Here is a 20,559-nt window from a genome sequence, read left to right as displayed (position 1 = left end):
TGACCGACGGGTACGCGACCGGCGGGCCTTCCGGTGGCCGACGGGAAGGAGCCGCAGGTGCTTCGAGTGGCAGTCGTGGGATCCGGTCCCAGCGGGGTGTACACCGCGGAGTCGCTGACCCGCCAGACCGCGGTGCCCGATGTGGCGGTGGACGTGCTCGACCGGCTGCCGTGCCCGTACGGCCTGGTGCGCTACGGGGTGGCGCCCGACCACGAGAAGATCAAGTCCTTGCAGGGCGCGCTGCGGCGGGTGCTGGAGCAGCCCGGTGTGCGGTTCCTCGGCAATGTGCCGGTGGGCGGCACGGGGGTGTCCCCGGACCGGTTGCTGTCGCTTTACCACGCCGTCGTCTACTGCGTCGGCGCCTCCACCGACCGGCACCTGGGGATCCCCGGCGAGGAGCTGCCCGGCAGCGTCTCCGCCACCCGCTTCGTGTCCTGGTACAGCGCCCACCCCGACACCCCGCCGGACGGCTTCACCCTGGACGCCCGGTCCGCGGTGGTGATCGGCGTGGGCAACGTCGCCGTGGACGTCGCCCGCGTCCTGGCACGCGGCGCGGGCGAGTTGCGGCACACCGACGTACCGCAGGCGGCCCTGCGCGCGCTGGACGCGAGTCGGGTGCGCGAGGTGCACATGGTGGGGCGGCGCGGCCCGTCCCAGGCCAAGTTCACCACCAAGGAGCTGCGCGAACTGGGCCAACTGGCCGATGTGGACGTCCGCGTGCGGCCGGACGAGCTGGCGATGGACCCGGCCGCGGCCGATCCCGCCGCGCTGCCCGCGGTCGCGCGGCGCAATCTGGAGGCGCTGCGCGGCTGGGCGGAGCGTTCCGCGCGGGATCTGCCGCGCCACATCCAACTGCGGTTCTTCCTGCGGCCGGTGGAGCTGCTCGGCACCGACCGGGTGGAGGCGGTACGGCTGGAGCGCACGGTTCCGGACGGCCGGGGCGCAGTGGTGGGCACCGGCCGGTTCGAGGAGATCGAGGCGCAGTTGGTGCTGCGTTCGGTGGGCTACCGGGGCGTACCGCTGCCGGGTCTGCCGTTCGACGCGGAGCGCGGCATCGTGCCCAACGCGGCGGGACGGGTGCTGCGCAACGGTGTGCCGTCGCCGGGTGAGTACGTGGCCGGGTGGATCAAGCGTGGTCCGACCGGGGTGATCGGCACCAATCGACCGTGCGCCAAGGAGACCGCCAACTCCCTACTGGACGACGCCGATCGGCTGGTGTCCCGCTCGCTGCCGGACGAACCACTGGACGGGCTTTGGGAGTTGGGACTGGATCCGGTGCCTTGGTCGGGCTGGCTGGGCATCGAGGCGGCCGAGGCGGCACTGGGCCGGACGCTGGACCGCGGCCCGGTGAAGATCCCCGACTGGGCCGGGCTGCTGGCGGCGGCGCGGACGGTCACCTGAGGCGGAGCGCCTGGCAGCTGACACTTCCGGGGCGTCGACGGGCGCCGCCCGCCAGGTGTCAGCGGGCGGTGCCGAGCCGCCGTTCCTCACCCTCCGCGGCGGCGAGCACGCTGTCGAGCAGTCCAGGGAAGATCATGTCGAGGTCGGCGCGCCGCAGCCCGTTCATCTTCGAGGTGCCGCGGTAGATCTGGCTGATGACCCCGGCCTCGCGCAGCACCCGGAAGTGGTGGGTGCAGGTGGACTTGCTGACGTCCAACTCCACGTCGGAGCACGCCATTTCGGACCCGTGCGAGGCCAGTGCCCGCACCACGCGCAACCGCATGGGGTCGGAGAGCGCGTGCAGCACCGCTTCGAGCCGGATCGCCGAGCGGTCCGGGTGCTCCAGGGTGCGACCGGAAGGGGCCGCGGTGGCGCTGGTGCTGGGCTGAGTCGACATGCCCCCATAATACGAGGAAGCTCGTAGTTTGACAGGCGACGTACTACGACAGCTATCGTCGTAACATGCCGGGGCGAAGCCTCGGACACCGGCTGAGCCCGACGACGAGGAGTGTGCCGTGAGCGCCCTGTTCGAGCCCTACACCCTGCGATCGCTGACCATCCCCAACCGGATCTGGATGGCGCCGATGTGCCAGTACAGCGCGGCGGCGGACGGGCCGGACACCGGCGCCCCCAACGACTGGCACTTCGCGCACCTCGCGGCACGCGCTGTCGGCGGTACGGGGCTGGTCATCACCGAGGCCACCGCCGTCTCGCCCGAGGGCCGGATCAGCCCGGCCGACCTCGGCCTGTGGAACGAGCGACAGCAGGAGGCCTTCGGCCGGATCACCCGCTTCCTCAAGGAGCACGGTTCGGTTCCGGGCATCCAGCTCGCGCACAGCGGCCGCAAGGCGTCCACGGACGCGCCATGGCGTGGCGGCGCCCCGATTCCGCCGGAGCAGGGCGGCTGGCAGCCGTACGGGCCGAGCGCGGTCCCGTTCGCGCAGGGCCACCCGTCTCCGACTGAACTGACCACCGACCAGATCGACGAGATCGTGGGGCAGTTCGCGGCCGCCGCACGCCGTGCGCTGGCCGCGGGCTTCGAGGTGGCCGAGATCCACGGCGCCCACGGCTACCTGATCCACGAGTTCCTCTCGCCGCACAGCAACCACCGCGCCGACGCCTACGGCGGCGGTTTCGAGAACCGGATCCGCCTGGCCCTCAGGGTGGTTGACGCGGTCCGCGCGGTCTGGCCGGACGAACTCCCGGTCTTCTTCCGGGTGTCGGCCACCGACTGGCTGGAGGAGAACGGTGAGGGCGGGGGCTGGACGGCCGAGGAGACGGTACAGCTGGCGAAGGAGTTGCAGGCGCACGGGGTGGATCTGCTGGACGTCTCGACGGGCGGCAACGCGGCCAAGGTCCACATCCCGGCCGCGCCGGGCTATCAGGTTCCGTTCGCCACCCGGGTCCGGGAGCAGACCGGTCTGCCGGTCGGGGCGGTCGGGCTGATCACCGACCCCGAGCAGGCCGAGCGGATCGTGGCTGACGGGCAGGCCGACGCGGTACTGCTGGGGCGCGAGCTGCTGCGCAATCCCTACTGGGCGCGGCAGGCCGCTCACGCGCTCGGCGCACAGGCGCGCACCCCCGACCAGTACGCCCGAGCGTAGCCGCGCGCGCCTGCGGTTCCGGTTCCGGTTCCGGTTCCGGTTCCGGGCTAGGTGTTCCACGTCCGTTCGACCTGGCGGGCGGGCCTTCCCCGCCCGCCCCTGCCTGCCCTCGCCCACGGCTGGGCAAAGTCCCAACCCGTGGCGAACAGCGCGCAACGGCGCCCGAAGGGGGCGGCGAACGGGTGGGCGGAAGGGAGAATTCCCTACTCTCTGTGGTACAGGACACATCCCGCACCCAGAGGGGGCCGCCCCATGGAAACCGTCCTACTCGCAGTGGGCACGAAGAAGGGCCTGTTCCTCGGACGCCGCCGCCGCTCGCGGCCGGCGGCCGAGTGGGAGGTGACCGGCCCGCACTTCCCCATGCAAGCCGTCTACTCGCTCTGCATCGACACCAGAGGCCCCCGCCCCCGTCTCCTGGCGGGGGCGGACAGCTCACACTGGGGCCCGTCCGTCTTCCGCTCCGACGACCTGGGAGCGACCTGGCACGAACCCAGCCGCCCGGCGGTGAAGTTCCCGGCGCACACCGGCACCTCGCTGGTGAGGGTCTGGCAGCTGCACCCAGCCGGTCCCGCCGCGCCAGCGGTGGTGTACGCCGGAACCGAGCCCGGCGCGCTGTTCCGCTCCGAGGACGGCGGCGAGACCTTCGACCTGGTACGCAGCCTGTGGGACCACCCGCAACGCCCGCACTGGGGCGCCGGTTACGGCGGCCAGGCCGTGCACACCGTCGTCACCGACCCCCGTAGCACGGACACGTTGATGGTCGCGGTGTCCTCCGGCGGCGCGTACCGCTCGTCGGACGGCGGCGCTAGCTGGCAACCGCGCAACTCGGGCATCAGAGCTGATTTCCTGCCGGACCACTATCCGGAGTTCGGCCAGTGCGTACACAAGATCGCGCAGGATCCGACCGACCCCGACCGCCTCTTCCTGCAGAACCACGGCGGCGTCTACCGCAGCGACGACGGCGGAGCGCAGTGGTCCGAGATCGGCAAGGGCCTGCCCGCCGACTTCGGCTTCCCGATCGCCACACATCCGCGGCGTGGCTCGGTCGCCTATGTCTTCCCGGTCAACGACGGCTCCGACCGCTACGCGCCCGACTACCTCTGCCGGGTGTACCGCACCGAGGACGCCGGGGCGAGCTGGACCGCCCTGGGTGGCGGGCTGCCCACCGAACACCACTACGGCATCGTGCTCCGTGACGCCCTGCGCACCGATGACAACGACCCAGCCGGGGTCTACTTCGGCACCCGCAACGGCGAGGTGTACGCCAGCGCCGACGAGGGCGACAGCTGGCGGCTGGTCGCCTCGCACCTGCCTGACGTGCTGTGCGTACGGGCGGCGGTGGTCGGCTGAGCCCGATTGGGGGCGTCACGCTTTGAGCCAGTAGAGTGACTGCCCGTGGCTGCACGACCTTTGCACGAGATCGTTGAAGAGGGCTGGGCGAAGGCCCTTGAGCCGGTGGCGGGCCGGATCGCCGCGATGGGCGACTTCCTGCGCGCCGAGATCGCCGCCGGACGCACCTACCTACCGTCGGGACAGAACGTGCTGCGCGCCTTCCAGCAACCGTTCGACGACATCAAGGTGCTGATCGTCGGCCAGGACCCGTACCCCACACCGGGTCACGCGGTGGGTCTGAGCTTCTCGGTGGCCCCCGAGGTGCGCCCGCTGCCGGGCAGTCTGCTCAACATCTACCGCGAGTACGGCACCGACCTGGGCCTGCCGCAGCCGTCCAACGGCGATCTGACCCCCTGGACCCGCAACGGCGTACTGCTGCTCAACAGGGCGCTGACCACCGCCCCGCGGAAACCGGCCGCGCACCGCGGCAAGGGCTGGGAAGAGGTGACCGAGCAGGCCATCAGGGCACTGGCCGCCCGCGGCAAGCCGCTGGTGTCCATCCTGTGGGGACGGGACGCCCGCAACCTCCGTCCGCTGCTGGGCAGCTTGCCCGCGGTCGAGTCCGCGCACCCCTCTCCCATGTCGGCCGACCGCGGTTTCTTCGGCTCGCGGCCGTTCAGCCGCGCCAACGAGTTGCTGGCGCGCCAGGGCGCGGATCCGGTGAACTGGCAACTGCCCTGACAAGGTGTCCGCGATAGTCTGCCCGCCGTGACCACGCAATCGAATGTCCCTGCGGGCTGGTACGCGGACCCCCAGGGAGCACCGAATCTGCTGCGCTGGTGGGACGGTTCGCGGTGGACGGAGCACACCCACGCCGACCCCCGTCCCGCCCAGCCGCAACAGGTCCAGCAGCCTCACCCGCACGTCCCCCCGCAGCAGGTCCACCACGCGCCGCAGCCGCAGACCGTGCCCCCGCAGCAGGCCATGCCCGCGCAACCGCCGCACGCCGTGCCCCAGCACGCCATGCCGCCGCAGGCGCCCAACGCCCCGCAGGGCGTCAACGGGTTCCACGACCCGTCCAGGATCCAGCGTCAGGTCCAGCACCAGGCGGGCGTCGGCCCGACGGCGGGCGGCAGCGGCACCCTGTTCACCGAGCCGATCCTGGTGGTCAACCAGAAGGCCAAGCTCGTCGAGATGGTCGACGAGTACAGCGTCTACGACCAGGCGGGCAACCAGATCGGCGCGGTGGCCGAGATCGGCCAGAGCGCCGCCAAGAAGGCGGTCCGCGCCCTGACCAAGTACGGCCAGTTCATGACCCACCGCCTGGAGGTGCGCGACGCGCACGGCCAGCCGGTGCTGTACCTGACCCGGCCCGCGAAGCTCCTCAAGTCGAAGATGATCGTGCAGCGTGCGGACGGCGCCCAGATCGGCGAGATCGTCCAGCAGAACGCCATCGGCAGGATCCACTTCGCCTTCATGGTGGGCGACCAGAAGATCGGTGCCATCAAGGCCGAGAACTTCCGCGCCTGGGACTTCGCGATCGTCGACCACACCGACACCGAGGTCGCCCGGATCACCAAGACCTGGCAGGGGCTGGCCAAGGCCATGTTCACCAGTGCCGACAACTACGTCCTGCAGATCCACCAGCCGTTGCCCGACCCGCTGCTGAGCATGGTCGTCGGTTCGGCGCTCACCGTGGACGTCGCGCTGAAGCAGGGCACCAACTGACCGCGCGGCGGCGGCCGTCGGCCGCGGACCACTGGCTACTGGGCGTCGACTCCGGCGGCTCCGGGGTGCGCTTCGCGCTGGCGCGCGTCGCCGACGACGGCCAGCCGTGCCCGCCGGAGTTCACCCACGCGACCAAGGAGCCGGTGCGCACCGGCCCTGACGGAATCGACGCCGGCCATCTGCTGGCCCAAGTGGCCCCCGTGCTCAGGGACTTCGCGGGGCGCGGCGAGGTGGTGGCCGCCTGTGTGGGGGCGGCCGGGATGGCTTCGCTCGGCGCTGACCTGCGCGACCGGCTTCCGGGCGCGCTGCGCGCCGAGTTCGGGGTGCCACGGCTGGCGCTCGCGGCGGACGCGGTGACGGCCTACGCGGGGGCGCTGGGCATGCGCGCCGGCGTGGTGGTCGCGGCCGGCACCGGATTGATCGCGCTGGGCACCGGGCTGGACGGCTCCGGTTGGCGGCGCGCGGACGGCTGGGGGCACCTGCTCGGTGACTGCGGCAGCGGTGCGTGGATCGGCCGGGCCGGGCTCGATGCGGCGCTGCGCGCGTATGACGGGCGTACGGGCGGTTCGGCCGCGCTACTGGCCCGGGCGCAGGCCGTGTTCGGCCCGGCGCCGACACTGCCGGGGCGGCTGTACCCGCGCGACGACCGGGCCGCGGTACTGGCCTCGTTCGCGCCGGAGGTTGCTCGTTGCGCGCAGGACGACCTGGTGGCGGCGGGCATTCTGCGGGCGGCCTCCCGGCACATCCTGGAGGCGGCCGCCGCCGTTCGGCCCGACCCGCAGGCCGGTGAAGTGGCCCTTACCGGCGGCCTGTTCAACGTAGGCGAGCCGCTGCTGGGCCCGTTGCGGGCGCAGGCCCCCCAACTGCTGCCGGGGGCCGAGCTGTTGGCGGCCGAGAGCGAGCCGCTGCACGGTGCGCTGCGGATCGCCGCGGCACTGTCCCGCGACGAACTGCCGCTGCCCGTCGACGGGACACTGCTCGCCGTCGACTGATGGCGACCCCGTTAACCGTCGCCTGCCCGTCAAGCGCCGTGAAGCGTCTCAAACCACCCCGCCGGTTAACGGCATTTCCCCAGATCAGCGAGGTAAGGCCGCCAAACAGACATACCATGACGGGAGGGCCGATGGCGTCACCCGACCGCGCGGCCCGCCCCGGTGAACCGTTAGCATGCGACGCCATGAGCTCAGCCACTGGCCCCGCACCCGGTCTGCCCGTACGAATGCCGCGTCCACGTCAGCCCGGTCGGCACCGCAGGCCCGAGACCCTGTCCGCCCCGCAGGACGCGCCGCCGCTGGTCCTGGCCGTTCCCGGCACGCCCTCGGCCGCGGTCCGCGCTCTCGTGGACGAGATCGTCAGCATCGCCCGTTGGGAGCTTTCGGGGCTCAACCCCGTGGTCGGCTACATAGAAGGCGGCGCGGAGGACGCCGAGTACCCGTCGCTGACGGAGGTACTGGCGAAGTCGCGCGCCGAGGGGGCCGCGGAGGACCAGGTCGCCGCCGTGGTGGTGCCGCTGCTGGCCAGTCCCGACGAGACCGTACTGGGGCACATACGCCAGGCCATCGCGGACAGCGGAGTCCGCGCCGATCTGACCGACGCGCTCGGCCCGCACCCGCTGCTCGCGGAGGCCCTGCACGTGCGGCTGTCGGAGGCCGGTCTGGCGCGCGCCGACCGTGCCCGGCTGTTCACCGTCGCCACGGCGGCCGACGGCATCATCCTGGCCACCGTCGGCGGCGAGGAGGCGGTTCAGGCCGCGGGTGTCACGGGACTGCTGCTGGCCGCCCGGCTGGCCGTGCCGGTGCTGGCGGCGGGTCTCGACATGGACGGCGCGATCGAGCGCACCGCCGAGCAACTGCGCTCCTCCGGCTCCGCCCGCCTGGCCATCGCACCCTGCCTGATCGGCCCCGAACTGCCCTCCGGCCTGCTGGAGAAGGCGACCGAGGCCGTGGAGTGCTCGGCTGCCGAGGCGCTCGGCCCGTATCCCACCGTCGGCAAGCTCGTGCTCGCCAAGTACACGACGGCCATCGGCATCGCGCCGCAGCAGCCCCAGGGCGCCCCGCTGCGCTAGCGCTCGGCCGTCCTGGTGGGGTCGCGGTCCAACTCCGGCGGCCCCACCAGGCGCCTCAGCCGAAGACGACGCAGGAGGCGGCGGGAACCGGTAGTGAGCCGGTGCGCCGCGGGCGGCCGGTGGCCTGCTCCAGGTCGAACCAGGTGACGTCCCCAGAGCGCTCGTTGGCCACATAGAGACGCCGCCCCTCGGGGTCAAGGGTGAGGTGGCGGGGCCAGTGGCCGCCGCAGGGGTGGGTGCCGAGCAGTTCCAGCCGGTCGCCGTCGACGGACAGCACGGCGATGCTGTCGTGGCCCCGGTTGGCCACCCAGATGAACCGTGCGTCCGGTGAGATGACCACCTCGGACGGGTAGTTGGGCTGGTCCGCCGCATCCTTGGGCAGCGTCGCCGTCGAACCGAGCGGCGTCAGCACACCCGTCTGCGCGTCCCAGGCCAGGACGGTGACTGAGGACTCCAACTCGTTGACGACATAGGCCCGGTGGCCGCCCGGATGGAAGACGAGATGGCGCGGCCCGCTGCCCGCGCGCAGCACCGTCTCGTGGTGTACGCCCAGTTCGCCGCTGACATTGTCGAGAGCGCAGACCCGTACCGAGTCAGTCCCGAGGTCGACGGAGAGCACCCAACGGCCGCTGGGGTCCGGCAGCACCGCGTGGGCGTGCGGTGCCTCCTGCCGCTCCCGGTTCGGCCCACTGCCGGTGTGCTGGATTACGTGGCGCGGCGCGCCGAGCGCGCCGTCCGGGCCCACGGGGAGCGCGCTGACGCTGCCGGAGGCGTAGTTGGCGGTGAGGAGGTGGCCTGCCGCCAGGCACAGGTGGGTTGGGGCGCCCCCACCCACGGGCACGGTCGCGCCCAACTGCGCGGGGGCGTCCGGGTCCGTGAGCGAGAACGCGGCGGCGCCGCCGTGCTCGGGGCGCTCGCTGACCGTGTAGAGCACGGTCGTGTCCGGTGACAGCGCCAGGAACGACGGGTCGGCCACGGCGTCCGTACGCCCTGACTCGGTGAGCTTGCCCGTGTCGGGATCCACCGTGGCGGTGGTGATCCCGTACCCGCCCGCCGAGGTGAACGATCCGATGTACGCGCGCCGCACGTCTGCCACATCCAACTCCCATCCGCCGCCAGGTCACTACCCCGGCAACGCTATAGCGCGGTCGACCCGGGGCGATCGGGGGCAGGCCCGCCAAACGAATCCCGCCTCGACGGCTGGCGACCACAAGGGCGCACACCGGAAGTGCCAGACCAGCCAGGACGGCGCTACGCGGGCACCGGCTCCCGCAGATGGCCGTCAAGCTCCGCCAATGACCGCTCAAGCCCGTGCACATGGGCCAACGCCCGCTCCACCACGGAGCCGTCGCCCGACGGCACGGTGTCTGGAACCGTGAGCGGTTCAGGACCCCGCGCGACCAGCCGCTGCACCGCCGCCTCGACGCGCCCGCACGCCGCGAGCAGCCGCTGGTCGTGCGAGGCGTGCGGATGCGCCACGACCTCCGCCAGCCCCCGTACCTGCCGCACGCAGTCGTCCAGCAGCGCCAGCACCCGCGTCGCCCGCGCCCTGCGGGACCGCAGCGGGCTGAGCGGGTGGACCAGCGGTGCCAGCGATACCCGCACCCGTCCGAGCAGCGCGTCGAGTTCCTCGACGTGCCGCTCCAGCGACTGCTCGGCACCCCCGATGTGCCGCGCCGCCGCACCCGTGGCGTCCCGCACCGCGTGCAGAGCGCGCTGGATCCACGCGTCGGTGGTCGCGTGCGTGGTCACCGGCAGCACCAGCAGCACCGCGAGCAGCGCGCCCACCGCCCCGACCGCCGTCTCCTCAAGCCGCAGCACCAGCAGCCCGGGGTGCAGCACGCCCAGCAGCCCGTAAAGGAGTCCGGCCAGGACCGTCACGAAGAACATCATCCAGCTGTAGGAGACGGCCGCCGTGTAGAAGATCCCGAAGACGCACACGCCGACCAGCACCGCCGTGGGCACCGGAGCGCCGTTGACCGGCAGTGCGATGCCCAGGCCCGCCACGATGCCGATGACGGTGCCCAGTACGCGTCGGAATCCGCGCACCAGCGTCTCGCCACGCGACGCGGTGTTGACGAAGATCCACCAGGCCGCACCGACCGCCCAGTACCAGCGGTCCTGCGACAGCAGTTCACCACCGATCACCGCGAACGCCGCCGCCGCCACCGCCTGGAACGCCTGCCGGGTGGTGGGCCTGCGCAGCCCAGCGGGCTGCTCGGGCGGCGTGACGGTGTGCGGCACCGGCGTACGCCGCTCGTAGCACCACAGCCCGAACCGGACGAGTGCCGCGGCGCCGAGCCCGATGGTGAGCGCCGCGTACAGCTCGGGCAGCAGCACCGGTCCGGCGCGCAGGAACTGGGCGGCGAAGAACATCATGAACGCGAAGACGCCGAGCGCGTGCCCGCGCGTCCCCCAGCGGCGCGCGTACGCCCCGGCGAAGACCACAGCGAGGAAGGCCACGTCCCGCGCGAACACATACGGATGCAGCCAGGCCGCCAGGGCCAGTACGGGGTATCCGGCCACCGGCAGCAGAGCGGTGGTCACCACCTGCTGCGGCACCCGGGGATCGGCCACGGTGAACAGTGCCAGCATCGCGGCCAGTCCACCCGCGACGACCGCGGGCAGCGGCAGCCCCGCGAACCCGATCGCGGCCACGGCGACGGCGACTCCCGCGACCGCCCGCGCGGCGAAACGCAGCCGCGCCAGATCCGGGTCGGGTGCGACGAACATCCTCTTCACCGGTGGCTTCCCCCCAAGGTCATCAGTGCACTGCCGCACGTGTTCGGCCGCAAGGACGGCCGGGTCGGGGTCCGCGCGCCGGTGCGCGGCCCTCACGGCAGGGTCGAAAAGGCATGGGACTCGGCGGTGCGGGGGAGACAGCGGCCTCGTCGCCATGCTGTCGCTGCCCAGCGCAACGCCATCGATACAGCCAGGAAAGCATCCCCAGCCCCGACGGCTCAAGTGATCCCGTCAGGAGTATGCCATTGGTACAGTCGAAGCGCTGTTTCGCCGACCGTGAGGAGGCCGCTGGCCCATGCCCGTGGACGCGCTGGACGCCAGGATCCTGCGGCTGCTGCTGGAACAGCCGCGCACCAGCGTGCGCGAGTACGCCCGGATCCTGGGGATCGCCCGTGGAACGCTCCAGGCGCGGCTGGACCGACTGGAGCGGGAGGGGGTGATCACCGGCTACGGCGCCCGGCTCTCGCTCGCCGCGCTCGGCCACCCGGTGCTGGCGTTCGTGCACATCGAGGTCACCCAGGGGCATCTCGACGACGTCGGCACACGGCTGGCGGACATCCCGGAGATCATCGAGGTCTTCTCGATCACCGGCGGCGGCGATCTGCTGACCCGGGTCGCGGCCCGCGACAACGCGCATCTGGAGGATGTGATCCAGCAGGTCATCCGCATGCCGGGGGTGGTGCGCACCCGTACCGAGGTGGTGCTGCGCGAACGCGTTCCGCAACGGACGCTGCCCCTGGTGGAGTCCATCGGGCGAGGCGCAGCCAACGTCACCCCCGCGTCCAACGCGTAGCTCCTCACCGCAACGTCACTTGATGGGACGCGACGTCCAACTGCCGAGACACCATTGACCGTCGGCCGACCCTCTCTGCTACGTTCTCCGGCATGTCGCGTTCAGCCCTGCTCACCACGCGCGGTCACATCGACCTGCTGCGGGTAGCCTCCTCCGCGTGTCGTCGCGGCTGCTGACGCCCTCTTAGCGCAACCCGTCCTCTTCCTGCGGCCACGCCGCCTGCCCGTGCCGCGCTGAACACGCTCACGCGCCCGTTCAGCCCCGCGCGCCTTCCGGGACGCCCCACCACACCGCCCGCCGTGGAGCCAGCATGACCGTCGACCATGCCCCACCGGACATATCCGGAATATCCCAACAGACGCTTTCGGTAAGCGCCGACGCCCCCGACCTCGAGCCCATCGCCTCCGCCGCCACCCGCCGCCGCTCGCTGCCTCGCGGCCTGCGCCGGGCCACTGGCCCCGTGCTCCTCCTCGCCCTCTGGCAACTGTTCAGCTCGACGGGACTGCTGCCGAGCAACATCCTGGCCGCGCCCAGCGCCATCGCCCGCACCGCGAGCGGCCTGATCGCCGACGGCACGCTGCCGTCCGCCATGGCCGTCTCACTGCAACGCGTCACCATAGGGCTCGCGTTCGGCGCCGTGGCGGGCATCGGACTGGCGCTGCTGTCCGGCCTGTCGCGGCTCGGCGAGGACCTGATCGACACCACGGTGCACATGCTGCGCGCGGTGCCGTTCATCGGCATGATCCCCCTGTTCATCATCTGGCTCGGCATCGGCGAGACACCCAAGATCACTCTGATCGCGCTGGGCGTCGCCTTCCCGCTGTACCTCAACGTCCACGCCGGAATCCGAAGCGTGGACGACCAGTTGATCGAGGCCGGCGCCTCGTTGGGCCTCACCCGCTGGGGGCTGATCCGGCACGTCATCCTGCCCGGCGCGCTGCCGGGCGCCATGACCGGACTGCGGTTCTCGCTGGCCAGCGCCTGGCTGGCGCTGGTCTTCGGCGAGACGGTCAACGCCGACGACGGCATCGGCTTCCTGATGAACCAGGCACGCGAGTTCTTCCGCACCGACATCATCGTCGTCTGCCTGCTGATCTACTCCTTCCTCGGCATCGCCGCCGACCTTGTCGTCCGCGCTCTGGAAAGGCTGTTGCTGCAATGGCGACCGACGTTCACGGGCCGCTGACCGTCCCCGCCGCCGATGCGGTACGGATCGACGGCCTCACCCGCTCCTTCGACGGCCGCACGGTGATCGGCGGCCTCGACCTCACCGTGGCGCCCGGCGAGTTCGTCGCGCTGCTCGGGCGCAGCGGCTGCGGCAAGAGCACGCTGCTGCGCGTACTGGCCGGCCTGGACCGCGACTTCCAGGGCACCGTACTGGTGCCCCGTCGCCGCGCGGTGGCGTTCCAGGCGCCCCGCCTGATGCCGTGGAAGCGGGTGTGGCGCAACGTGCTGCTGGGTCTGCCGGACCGGCCGCCGCGCGAGCGGGCGGTCACCGCGCTGGCCGAGGTCGGTCTTGAGCACCGGGCCGACGCTTGGCCCAAGACCCTCTCCGGCGGAGAGGCCCAACGTGCCTCCCTGGCCAGGGCGTTGGTACGCGAACCGGATCTGCTCCTGCTGGACGAGCCGTTCGGCGCACTGGACGCGCTCACCCGGATCAGGGCACAGCGGCAGGTGGCCGAGGTGTGGCAGCGGCGCGGCTGCGCGGTGCTGCTGGTCACGCATGACGTCGAGGAGGCCGTGCTGCTGGCGGACCGGGTCCTGGTGATGGACGGCGGTGTGATCGCCCATCAGGCACCGGTCGACCTGCCGCGTCCACGCGATGTCGGCGACCCCGGATTCACCAGGCTGCGCGCCGAGTTGCTGGACCGACTCGGCGTCGGGGCCCCCGCCGCGGCCGCGACCGTCACCATCGACGCCGCCTGATCCCTGCCGGTCAATGAGCGAAGAAGGACATCTGCCATGAAACTGCGCGCTGTTGGCGCTCTGCTCGTCCCGCTGGCGCTCCTCACCGCCGCCTGCGACGGGGCCTCGTCGGCCGCTGACGCCGCCGGGTCCGTGGGCGGCCGAACCGATGGTTCGGGCAGCACAACACTCAATGTCGGTGACCAGAAGGGCGGCTCCGAGGCGGTGCTTCGTGCCGCCGGAGAGCTGAAACATCTCCCGTACAAGATCAAGTGGTCCACGTTCACCTCCGGCCCGCCGCTGCTTGAGGCGGTCAACGCCAAGGCGGTGGACATCGGTGGTGTCGGCAACACCCCGCCTGTCTTCGCCGCGGCCGCCGGGTCCAGGATCACGGTGGTGGCCGCGGCCCACGCCTCCTGCGCGGGCGACGCCCTGGTCGTACCGCGGGACTCACCGCTGAAGACGGCCGCCGACCTGAAGGGCAGGTCGATCGCCGTCGCCCAGGGCAGCTCCGCGCACGCCCAGTTGGTCGGCTCCCTCGCGAAGGCGGGACTGACGCCGTCCGACGTCAGACTCGACTACCTTCAACCGGCGGACGCGCTCGCCGCGTTCACCCAGCACAAGGTCGACGCGTGGGCGATCTGGGACCCGTACACCTCCCAGGTGCTGCGCCAGAACAAGGCCCGGATCCTGACCACCGGCGAGGGCGTCACCAACGGCCTCAGCTTCCAGGTCGCCTCCCCCTCCGCGCTGGCGGACAAGAACAAGTCCGCGGCGATCGCCGACTACCTCAAGCGGCTGCACAAAGCACAGGACTGGGCCGACACCCACCCCGAGCAGTGGGCGAAGGTGTGGGCCAAGGACACCGGACTGGACTACGCCGTGGCGCTGGACTCCGTGAAGCGCACGGAGAGCTCCACGGTGACCGTCGCCGTGGACGACGCGGCGGTCGCCTCGGAACAGCGACTGGCGGACGCGTTCGCCCGACTGAAGCTGATCCCGCACACGTTCGTCTTCGCCGACTACGTGGACAAGCGCTTCAACGCGGGCCTCCCGCCGTCCACCACGCCGCCGCGTACCAGCTGACCCCCGCATCGGAGCTGCCCCATGTCCGTTCATCTGCACTGGTTCCTGCCCACCGGCGGCGATGGCCGCACCCTGGTCGACCGGCACGCCTACACCGACGGCGGCATCAGGCGTTCCCGCGTCACCCCGGTCAGCGGAGTGCGCGCGCCCGACATCGACTATCTGACACAAATAGCCAAAGCCGCCGATCAGTTGGGCTTCGAGGCGGTGCTGACGCCGACCGGCACCTGGTGCGAGGACGCCTGGCTGACCACCGCGGCTCTGTCCCAGCACACCGAACGCCTGAAGTTCCTGGTGGCGTTCCGGCCCGGGGTGATCTCTCCGGTGCTGGCCGCGCAGATGGCGGCGACATACCAGCGCATCACCCGTGGCCGACTGCTCCTCAATGTGGTCACCGGAGGTGACTCGACCGAGCAGAGGCGCTTCGGCGATCACCTCGGCCACGACGAACGCTACGCGCGCACCGACGAGTTCCTCCAGGTCGTACGGGGAGCGTGGCGCGGCCAGCCGTTCGACTTCCAGGGCGACCACTACCAGGTGGAGGGCGGACTGACCGCGCTGCCGCCCGACCCGCTGCCGCAGATCTTCTTCGGCGGCTCCTCGGCCGCCGCCGGGCCGGTCGCCGCCCGCAACGTGGACGTCTATCTCACCTGGGGCGAACCTCCTGAGCAGGTGAAGGAGAAGACGGACTGGATCCGTGGACTGGCAGAACAGGAGGGCCGTACCGTCCGCTTCGGCATCCGGCTGCATGTGATCTCGCGGGACTCCGCCCGCGAGGCATGGGCCACGGCGGACCGGCTCTTGGTCGACCTGGACGAGGACACGATCACCGCCGCCCAGCAGGCACTCGGCCGCAGCGAGTCGGTCGGCCAGCGCCGGATGCTGCAACTGCACGGCGGCACTCGCGACGACCTGGAGATCTCCCCCAACCTGTGGGCGGGCGTCGGCCTGGTGCGCGGCGGCGCGGGTACGGCACTGGTCGGCAGTCACGCCGAGGTCGCCGACCGGATCGAGGAGTACCACTCCCTGGGGATCGAGCACTTCGTGCTCTCCGGCTACCCACACCTTGAGGAGGCGTACTGGTTCGGCGAGGGCGTCGCCCCCGAACTCGCGGCGCGCGCACTGCTGGACCGCGCGCCGGTCTCCCCCCTCGCGGGCGTGCCCGCCACCAACGGCCGGCCGGCGTCCGCGCCGGGCGGCGCCCCACTGCTGCTCTCCGGGGGTCGCTGAGCGGCAGCGGGCACGTGTGTGGCCGTCCGTCCGCTCCGTCCAGCGGACGGACGGCCACCCGACGTCGCGGCGCCCGGAGGCGGCCTCAACGGCCCCACGTCCCCCGGGCGTTGATCTCCGCCACCCGTGCGCGCAGTTCGTCGGACGGGCTGGCGGGACGCACCTCGTCCCGCCGCACGTTCCACGGTGCTCCGCCGCCTGCGGGCCGCAGGCTGACGGTTCGCGCATTGCTGCCCAGTACGACGCCCACCCGGTCCGTCCCCGTGTCCAGCACCACCGCACCCATCTGCGGCCAGTCCTCGGTCGCCATTCCCCAGTCGCCTTCCGTGACGTTGCGTGTTCCTAGCGTTGCGGTGCGGCGGTACGGTGGGCAGGGGGAGCCGCCGGACAAGATCCCTGTCCAGTGAGGGAGTTGCACGTGACCCAGCCCAAGTCGTTGGACGGTTCAGCGAACCCCCGCGCCTTCTTCGGCTCGGAGCTACGGCGCCTGCGCACCGCAGCGGAACTGACCCAGGAGCGGCTGGGATCGCTGGTGTACTTGTCCGGCGACACGATCGCGAAGGTGGAGAAGGCGGTTCGGGCGCCCACGGAGGAACTCGCGCAACGACTGGACGCCGCGCTGGGGACGGACGGGCATTTTCAACGGCTCTTCGAGTTGGCGGAAAAGAGCAGCAAGCATCCGCAGTTCTTCGCGCTTCACGCAGAGTTGGAACGTACAGCACGGAGGATCGAGGAGTTCTCGCCGTATCTGGTGCCCGGACTGCTCCAGACCGAGGGGTACGCGCGTGAGATCTTCCGAGCCTTCTGGCCGTACCTCGCGGATGAGCAGATCGGCCAGAAGGTCAAGGCGCGCATCGGCCGAGCAACCTTGCTCGACAAGGACGTTGAATACTGGGCGGTGCTGGATGAGACGGTACTCAAAGAGCCGGGGCTCCCGCGCGGCGTCATGCGGGAACAATTGCAGCACCTCGTCGCTCTGGTGCGAGACCATCGCGCCATCGTGCAGGTGCTGCCACGTTCTGCTGGCATGCACGCGCTACGCAGCGGCCCACTCACGATCCTGACCCTCCCGGACGACACGCCCGTGGCATACGTAGAAGCCCCACACACAGGCCAACTCCTCGACAGCGCAGAGCAGGTGCGCGCTTGCCGACTGTCTTACGATCTCGTACGGGCCGCCGCCCTGCCGCCTCAGGCGTCCCTGGAACTGATCGAGTCAGCCTTGGAGGAGTACGGCACATGAGCAACAACCGCACAGCGTGGCGCAAGAGCAGCTACAGCGGCGGCGAAGGCGGCAACTGCATCGAAGTAGCGGACGGCATACCCAACCTGATCCCCGTCCGAGACAGCAAAGACCCCCACGGCCCCACGCTGACGTTCGACGCGGCCGCCTGGGCCGCGTTCGTGGCCGGGATCAAGGCCGGAGACTTCGATTAGCGTCGCGTAGGCGAGAGCACCGTACGTCGGCCGCGAGCCGGCCGAGCAGCCAAATCCGGCGAAGATCCCGATCAAGGCGGAATGCGACGTACGTCGCATTTTCTGGCGAACCCTTCCGTCGCCCCGCGGCGATTTGTTACACACGACAGATTGATCCGCACACGCGAATCGGGAATTTCACCATGCGAGACGACTCCCCCAACGAACATCTGCACCTGATGGAAATAGACCTCACCCGCGAAGAAGCACGGCGCCGGGCCGAGGTCATCGCCGCGCTGGGCGAGGACTGGGACCCGATCGCGGTGCTGGAGGGCGAGGAGGAGGCGTACCGCCGCCTCTACTCCGGTCTGGACGAGGAGCAGCGGGCGATCTACCGCCAGCTGCGGGAGGCCGGTGTGCTGCCGCCCCGCGAGGGGGACGAGAATGCTGCCGATTGATCCCAGCGCCGACATAGGCCGCAGGGCGTGGGTGCCGTGCCCGCGCTGTGAGGACCACCAGGGGTGCGACCCGTGCGCGGCCGGACGCAACTGCCCGGACCACTGGCGCTATCTGCTCTCCAACCGGGGCCGTCTGCTGCACCTGCAGTGCCCGAACTGCACGCATCTGTGGTCCTGGGACTCCGGTTTCGGCGCCCAGCCGCCGACTCCGCTCAACTGACCCGGCGGACGCCGGTCACTCACCGCTCGCCCGGCTCACGGCGAGTACCGCGATGTCGTCCTGCCGCTTGCCCTCGGCATGTCGGGCCACGTCCCGTAGCAGGGTGTCCACCAGCTCGTCCGGCGAGGCGAACCGTACGCCGGTGAGGCGTTCGACGGGATCGTAGAAGGCACCGGCGCGGTCGCGGGCCTCGGTGACCCCGTCGGTCATGAACAGGAGCGTGCTGCCCGGCACCATCTTGACCGCGTCGGCCGGAGAGCGTCCCTCGCGCAGGGCGCCCATCCCGAACGGGACATCCGGCTCTGCGGGCTCCAGCGCCCGTACCGTGCCGTCCTGTAGCAGGAGCGGCGCCGGATGGCCGCGGTTGATGATCCGCACCCGGCCGTCGTCGGGATGGATCTCCGCGACGACGGCCGTGACGAAGCCCTCCAGCGGTAGGTCTCCAGCCCGGCGGCGTGCCTCGCGTACCGCGGAGTCCTCAAGGCGCTCCACCATCTCCACCAGCACCGGTTCGGTGTCCGCCAGCTCGCGGAACGCCCCCACGACGACAGCGACCGCGCTGACCGCCCCCATGCCCTTGCCTCGTACGTCGGCGACGACCAGCCGCACCCCGTAGGGCGTCTCCTGCACGGCGTAGACGTCGCCGCCGATCTGCGCCTTCGCCTGGGCCGCCACGTAGCGCGCGGCCAGCCGCAGCGGGCCCAGCCGGGTGGGTGGGTGCGGAAGCACGGCGCGTTGCGCGGCGACGGCGACGTCACTCACCGTCACCAACAGTCGCCCCTGGCTGCGCAGTACGTGGTTGAGGTACACCGCGACGACGGCGATGATCGCCACGTTGGCGATGTCGATCGGATGGTTGGCCTGCGGGTGGCCGACGGGCGTCATGCCCAGGATCAGGTCCACCACCACGGCCACACAGCCGACGAGCACTGTCCCGCGCTGGGAGAGGAGCGCCGCCGCCACGGCCGGTGCCGCCGCGAGCAGCGGCGATGAGGAGTACTGGGGCGGTGTGGAGACGTCGAAGATCACGCTGATGACGATCAGCACCGCCGGGAGCCACCGGAGATCGCGGACTCCACGCGGCCCGGCCGTCGCGTCCGCCGCACTCGTCTTCCCGCGGGTGGACCACATCGCTTCCAGCCTGCCGGACCGGCACAAGCCGCGCACGCCAGTCACCACCCGCCATTACGCAGAGCAAGGGTTGACGACTTAGCGCTGCTAGACGAAGGACCGGCCCGCACCGGCGCCGCCCACGGAAAGCGCTTGGTTCGCGCCACGCACTAAGTAGTTCGTGCCACATACTAAAAAGTTGGCTGCACGAACTACCGGCGCTACGCTGGCGGCATGACCGCATCCGTCCCATCCGGAACCGGTAGGTCCCGGCGCGTGCCGGACCTCGGCGTCACCGACGGGCTCGTCCAGCTGTCGTTCCTCGTCCAGGGCGTTCTGGCCCGCGCCGCCGACGCGCACGGCCTGTCGGTCCAGCAGGCACGCCTGCTCGGCATCCTGCGGGACCGCGAGCCGGGCATGGCCCAACTGGCCGTCGTGCTGGACCTGGACAAGTCCAGCACGACGGGCCTGGTCAGCCGGGCCGAACGCCGGGGCCTGGTGGACCGCGCCGCCGTACCCGAAGACCGAAGGGCGGTGAACGTCGTCCTGACCGCCGAAGGCCGGCGCCTCGCCCAGGAGATCGCCGCCGAGGTCGAGCGACAACTGCACCAGGCTGTCAGCGGCCTCACCGAGACCAACCGCAAGCGGCTGTCCCAGCTGGCGAGTCAGGTGGTCCACCAGCACGCCGACCGGCACGGTCTCGACCTGTCGACCGGCGTGACCGCCTCGGCGGCCCCCCGCGCCCGGCGTGACTGACCGCAGCCGACCGAACCACGGAGCACGCCCATGCCCACAACTTGCGAACCGTCAACCGGCGACCGGATCGCGGTTGTCGTCGGCAGCACCCGCCCCGGCCGTATCTGCCCCGGCATCGCCGCGTGGATCCGCGACGTGGCGCAGCAGGGCAGCCCACTGCGCCACGAACTGCTCGACCTCGCGGACGTCGGCCTTCCGCTGCTGGACGAACCCCTCATGGCCGCTCTCCAGCGGTACGAGCACCAACACACACGGCGATGGAGCGCCACCGTCAGCTCCTACGACGGCTTCGTGTTCGTCTTCCCGCAGTACAACTGGGGCTACCCCGCCGTGCTGAAGAACGCCCTCGACTTCCTCTACCACGAGTGGCGTGCCAAACCAGCCGCGGTGGCCAGCTACGGAACCCGTGGCGGAAACAAGGGAATCGCCCAACTCCGCACCGTCCTACAGGGCCTGCACATGCGCCCCCTGCAACAGCACCTCGAACTGGTCATCACCGAGACCGACATCGACGACAACTGGCAGCTCAAGGACATCGACACCACCCTCCGCCCTTACCGCGACCAGATCAGGGCCGTCGACAAGCAGATACGCGAAGCCCTCAACGCCTTGTGACCGTCCCCTTGACGCGAGCAGGTCCGCCTGGTGCGGTGCGCTTGTGGACTCTTCAGCGA

Annotated in this window: 24 protein-coding genes; 19 read left to right on the top strand and 5 right to left on the bottom strand. The window is 71.2% G+C overall.

Going from position 1 to position 20,559, the window contains the following annotated elements; all coding sequences use genetic code 11:
- Nucleotides 1–57 precede the first annotated feature (57 nt).
- Nucleotides 58–1,401, top strand: a complete 1,344-nt coding sequence (locus O5O46_RS16880; protein ID WP_269856259.1) for an FAD-dependent oxidoreductase — start codon at nucleotides 58–60, stop codon at nucleotides 1,399–1,401.
- A gap of 58 nt (nucleotides 1,402–1,459) precedes the next feature.
- On the opposite strand, the gene O5O46_RS16875 is transcribed toward O5O46_RS16880, so the two are convergent.
- The gene (locus O5O46_RS16875) at nucleotides 1,460–1,837 is read right to left on the bottom strand and encodes an ArsR/SmtB family transcription factor (protein ID WP_269856258.1); all 378 of its coding nucleotides are present in this window, start codon (nucleotides 1,835–1,837) and stop codon (nucleotides 1,460–1,462) included.
- Nucleotides 1,838–1,955: 118 nt separating this feature from the next.
- Here O5O46_RS16875 and O5O46_RS16870 point away from each other — a divergent pair, with 118 nt between their 5' ends.
- The 6 genes from O5O46_RS16870 to O5O46_RS16845 all read left to right on the top strand — a co-directional run bounded on the left by O5O46_RS16870 (nucleotide 1,956) and on the right by O5O46_RS16845 (nucleotide 8,169).
- Nucleotides 1,956–3,044: an NADH:flavin oxidoreductase/NADH oxidase gene (locus O5O46_RS16870; RefSeq protein WP_269856257.1), complete on the top strand. Its 1,089-nt coding sequence runs from the start codon at nucleotides 1,956–1,958 to the stop codon at nucleotides 3,042–3,044.
- Between the two features lie 252 nt (nucleotides 3,045–3,296).
- Nucleotides 3,297–4,394, top strand: a complete 1,098-nt coding sequence (locus tag O5O46_RS16865; RefSeq protein ID WP_269856256.1) for a WD40/YVTN/BNR-like repeat-containing protein — start codon at nucleotides 3,297–3,299, stop codon at nucleotides 4,392–4,394.
- Nucleotides 4,395–4,439: 45 nt separating this feature from the next.
- Nucleotides 4,440–5,117 carry a uracil-DNA glycosylase gene (locus tag O5O46_RS16860; RefSeq protein ID WP_269856255.1) on the top strand — a complete coding sequence of 226 codons (678 nt, stop codon included), beginning with the start codon at nucleotides 4,440–4,442 and terminating at the stop codon, nucleotides 5,115–5,117.
- 27 nt (nucleotides 5,118–5,144) lie between these two features.
- Complete coding sequence (locus O5O46_RS16855; RefSeq protein ID WP_269856254.1) at nucleotides 5,145–6,104, top strand: phospholipid scramblase-related protein; 960 nt, start codon at nucleotides 5,145–5,147, stop codon at nucleotides 6,102–6,104.
- Nucleotides 6,101–7,096 carry an N-acetylglucosamine kinase gene (locus tag O5O46_RS16850; RefSeq protein WP_269856409.1) on the top strand — a complete coding sequence of 332 codons (996 nt, stop codon included), beginning with the start codon at nucleotides 6,101–6,103 and terminating at the stop codon, nucleotides 7,094–7,096. The genes O5O46_RS16855 and O5O46_RS16850 overlap by 4 nt, the downstream gene beginning before the upstream one ends.
- A 185-nt stretch (nucleotides 7,097–7,281) precedes the next feature.
- Nucleotides 7,282–8,169, top strand: a complete 888-nt coding sequence (locus tag O5O46_RS16845) for a sirohydrochlorin chelatase (RefSeq protein ID WP_269856253.1) — start codon at nucleotides 7,282–7,284, stop codon at nucleotides 8,167–8,169.
- Between the two features lie 55 nt (nucleotides 8,170–8,224).
- On the opposite strand, the gene O5O46_RS16840 is transcribed toward O5O46_RS16845, so the two are convergent.
- Both O5O46_RS16840 and O5O46_RS16835 read right to left on the bottom strand, forming a co-directional pair.
- Nucleotides 8,225–9,265, bottom strand: a complete 1,041-nt coding sequence (locus O5O46_RS16840) for a lactonase family protein (RefSeq protein WP_443072551.1) — start codon at nucleotides 9,263–9,265, stop codon at nucleotides 8,225–8,227.
- Nucleotides 9,266–9,420: 155 nt separating this feature from the next.
- The gene (locus O5O46_RS16835; RefSeq protein ID WP_269856408.1) at nucleotides 9,421–10,902 is read right to left on the bottom strand and encodes an FUSC family protein; all 1,482 of its coding nucleotides are present in this window, start codon (nucleotides 10,900–10,902) and stop codon (nucleotides 9,421–9,423) included.
- 304 nt (nucleotides 10,903–11,206) lie between these two features.
- Between O5O46_RS16835 and O5O46_RS16830 the strand changes: the two genes are divergently transcribed.
- The 6 genes from O5O46_RS16830 (at nucleotide 11,207) to O5O46_RS16810 (ending at nucleotide 15,925) form a co-directional block, all read left to right on the top strand.
- The gene (locus O5O46_RS16830; protein ID WP_269856251.1) at nucleotides 11,207–11,704 is read left to right on the top strand and encodes an Lrp/AsnC family transcriptional regulator; all 498 of its coding nucleotides are present in this window, start codon (nucleotides 11,207–11,209) and stop codon (nucleotides 11,702–11,704) included.
- A gap of 92 nt (nucleotides 11,705–11,796) precedes the next feature.
- Nucleotides 11,797–11,880 carry a putative leader peptide gene (locus tag O5O46_RS35550; protein ID WP_358229513.1) on the top strand — a complete coding sequence of 28 codons (84 nt, stop codon included), beginning with the start codon at nucleotides 11,797–11,799 and terminating at the stop codon, nucleotides 11,878–11,880.
- A gap of 134 nt (nucleotides 11,881–12,014) precedes the next feature.
- Nucleotides 12,015–12,890: an ABC transporter permease gene (locus O5O46_RS16825; RefSeq protein ID WP_269856250.1), complete on the top strand. Its 876-nt coding sequence runs from the start codon at nucleotides 12,015–12,017 to the stop codon at nucleotides 12,888–12,890.
- Nucleotides 12,863–13,630, top strand: a complete 768-nt coding sequence (locus O5O46_RS16820; RefSeq protein WP_269856249.1) for an ABC transporter ATP-binding protein — start codon at nucleotides 12,863–12,865, stop codon at nucleotides 13,628–13,630. The genes O5O46_RS16825 and O5O46_RS16820 overlap by 28 nt, the downstream gene beginning before the upstream one ends.
- Before the next feature lie 36 nt (nucleotides 13,631–13,666).
- Nucleotides 13,667–14,695: an ABC transporter substrate-binding protein gene (locus O5O46_RS16815; protein ID WP_269856248.1), complete on the top strand. Its 1,029-nt coding sequence runs from the start codon at nucleotides 13,667–13,669 to the stop codon at nucleotides 14,693–14,695.
- A gap of 21 nt (nucleotides 14,696–14,716) precedes the next feature.
- Entirely contained in the window at nucleotides 14,717–15,925 is a 1,209-nt protein-coding gene (locus tag O5O46_RS16810) for an LLM class flavin-dependent oxidoreductase (RefSeq protein ID WP_269856247.1), read from the top strand.
- Nucleotides 15,926–16,010: 85 nt separating this feature from the next.
- Here O5O46_RS16810 and O5O46_RS16805 read toward each other — a convergent pair whose 3' ends face one another.
- Nucleotides 16,011–16,235, bottom strand: a complete 225-nt coding sequence (locus tag O5O46_RS16805) for a hypothetical protein (RefSeq protein ID WP_269856246.1) — start codon at nucleotides 16,233–16,235, stop codon at nucleotides 16,011–16,013.
- Nucleotides 16,236–16,343: 108 nt separating this feature from the next.
- Here O5O46_RS16805 and O5O46_RS16800 point away from each other — a divergent pair, with 108 nt between their 5' ends.
- The 4 genes from O5O46_RS16800 to O5O46_RS16785 all read left to right on the top strand — a co-directional run bounded on the left by O5O46_RS16800 (nucleotide 16,344) and on the right by O5O46_RS16785 (nucleotide 18,019).
- Nucleotides 16,344–17,168, top strand: a complete 825-nt coding sequence (locus O5O46_RS16800; protein WP_269856245.1) for a helix-turn-helix domain-containing protein — start codon at nucleotides 16,344–16,346, stop codon at nucleotides 17,166–17,168.
- A complete protein-coding gene (locus O5O46_RS16795) occupies nucleotides 17,165–17,362 on the top strand; it encodes a DUF397 domain-containing protein (RefSeq protein WP_269856244.1) in 198 nt (65 codons plus the stop codon). Before O5O46_RS16800 ends, O5O46_RS16795 begins: the two co-directional genes overlap by 4 nt.
- A gap of 182 nt (nucleotides 17,363–17,544) precedes the next feature.
- Nucleotides 17,545–17,799: a DUF6400 family protein gene (locus O5O46_RS16790; RefSeq protein ID WP_269856243.1), complete on the top strand. Its 255-nt coding sequence runs from the start codon at nucleotides 17,545–17,547 to the stop codon at nucleotides 17,797–17,799.
- Nucleotides 17,786–18,019, top strand: coding sequence for a hypothetical protein (locus tag O5O46_RS16785; protein WP_269856242.1), 234 nt, complete (start codon nucleotides 17,786–17,788; stop codon nucleotides 18,017–18,019). The genes O5O46_RS16790 and O5O46_RS16785 overlap by 14 nt, the downstream gene beginning before the upstream one ends.
- A 15-nt stretch (nucleotides 18,020–18,034) precedes the next feature.
- Here O5O46_RS16785 and O5O46_RS16780 read toward each other — a convergent pair whose 3' ends face one another.
- Entirely contained in the window at nucleotides 18,035–19,150 is a 1,116-nt protein-coding gene (locus O5O46_RS16780) for a PP2C family protein-serine/threonine phosphatase (RefSeq protein ID WP_269856241.1), read from the bottom strand.
- A gap of 213 nt (nucleotides 19,151–19,363) precedes the next feature.
- On the opposite strand from O5O46_RS16780, the gene O5O46_RS16775 reads away from it, so the two are divergent.
- On the top strand, nucleotides 19,364–19,885 hold the full coding sequence (locus O5O46_RS16775; protein WP_269856240.1) for a MarR family winged helix-turn-helix transcriptional regulator: 522 nt from the start codon (nucleotides 19,364–19,366) through the stop codon (nucleotides 19,883–19,885).
- Between the two features lie 30 nt (nucleotides 19,886–19,915).
- Nucleotides 19,916–20,500: an NADPH-dependent FMN reductase gene (locus O5O46_RS16770; RefSeq protein ID WP_269856239.1), complete on the top strand. Its 585-nt coding sequence runs from the start codon at nucleotides 19,916–19,918 to the stop codon at nucleotides 20,498–20,500.
- Nucleotides 20,501–20,559: the final 59 nt, after the last annotated feature.

The sequence above is a fragment of the Streptomyces sp. RPT161 genome (assembly GCF_027533845.1).
Taxonomy (GTDB): domain Bacteria; phylum Actinomycetota; class Actinomycetes; order Streptomycetales; family Streptomycetaceae; genus Streptantibioticus_A; species Streptantibioticus_A silvisoli_A.
Note: the sequence above shows the minus strand (reverse complement) of the source record. Positions and strands in the feature narration are given on the sequence as shown.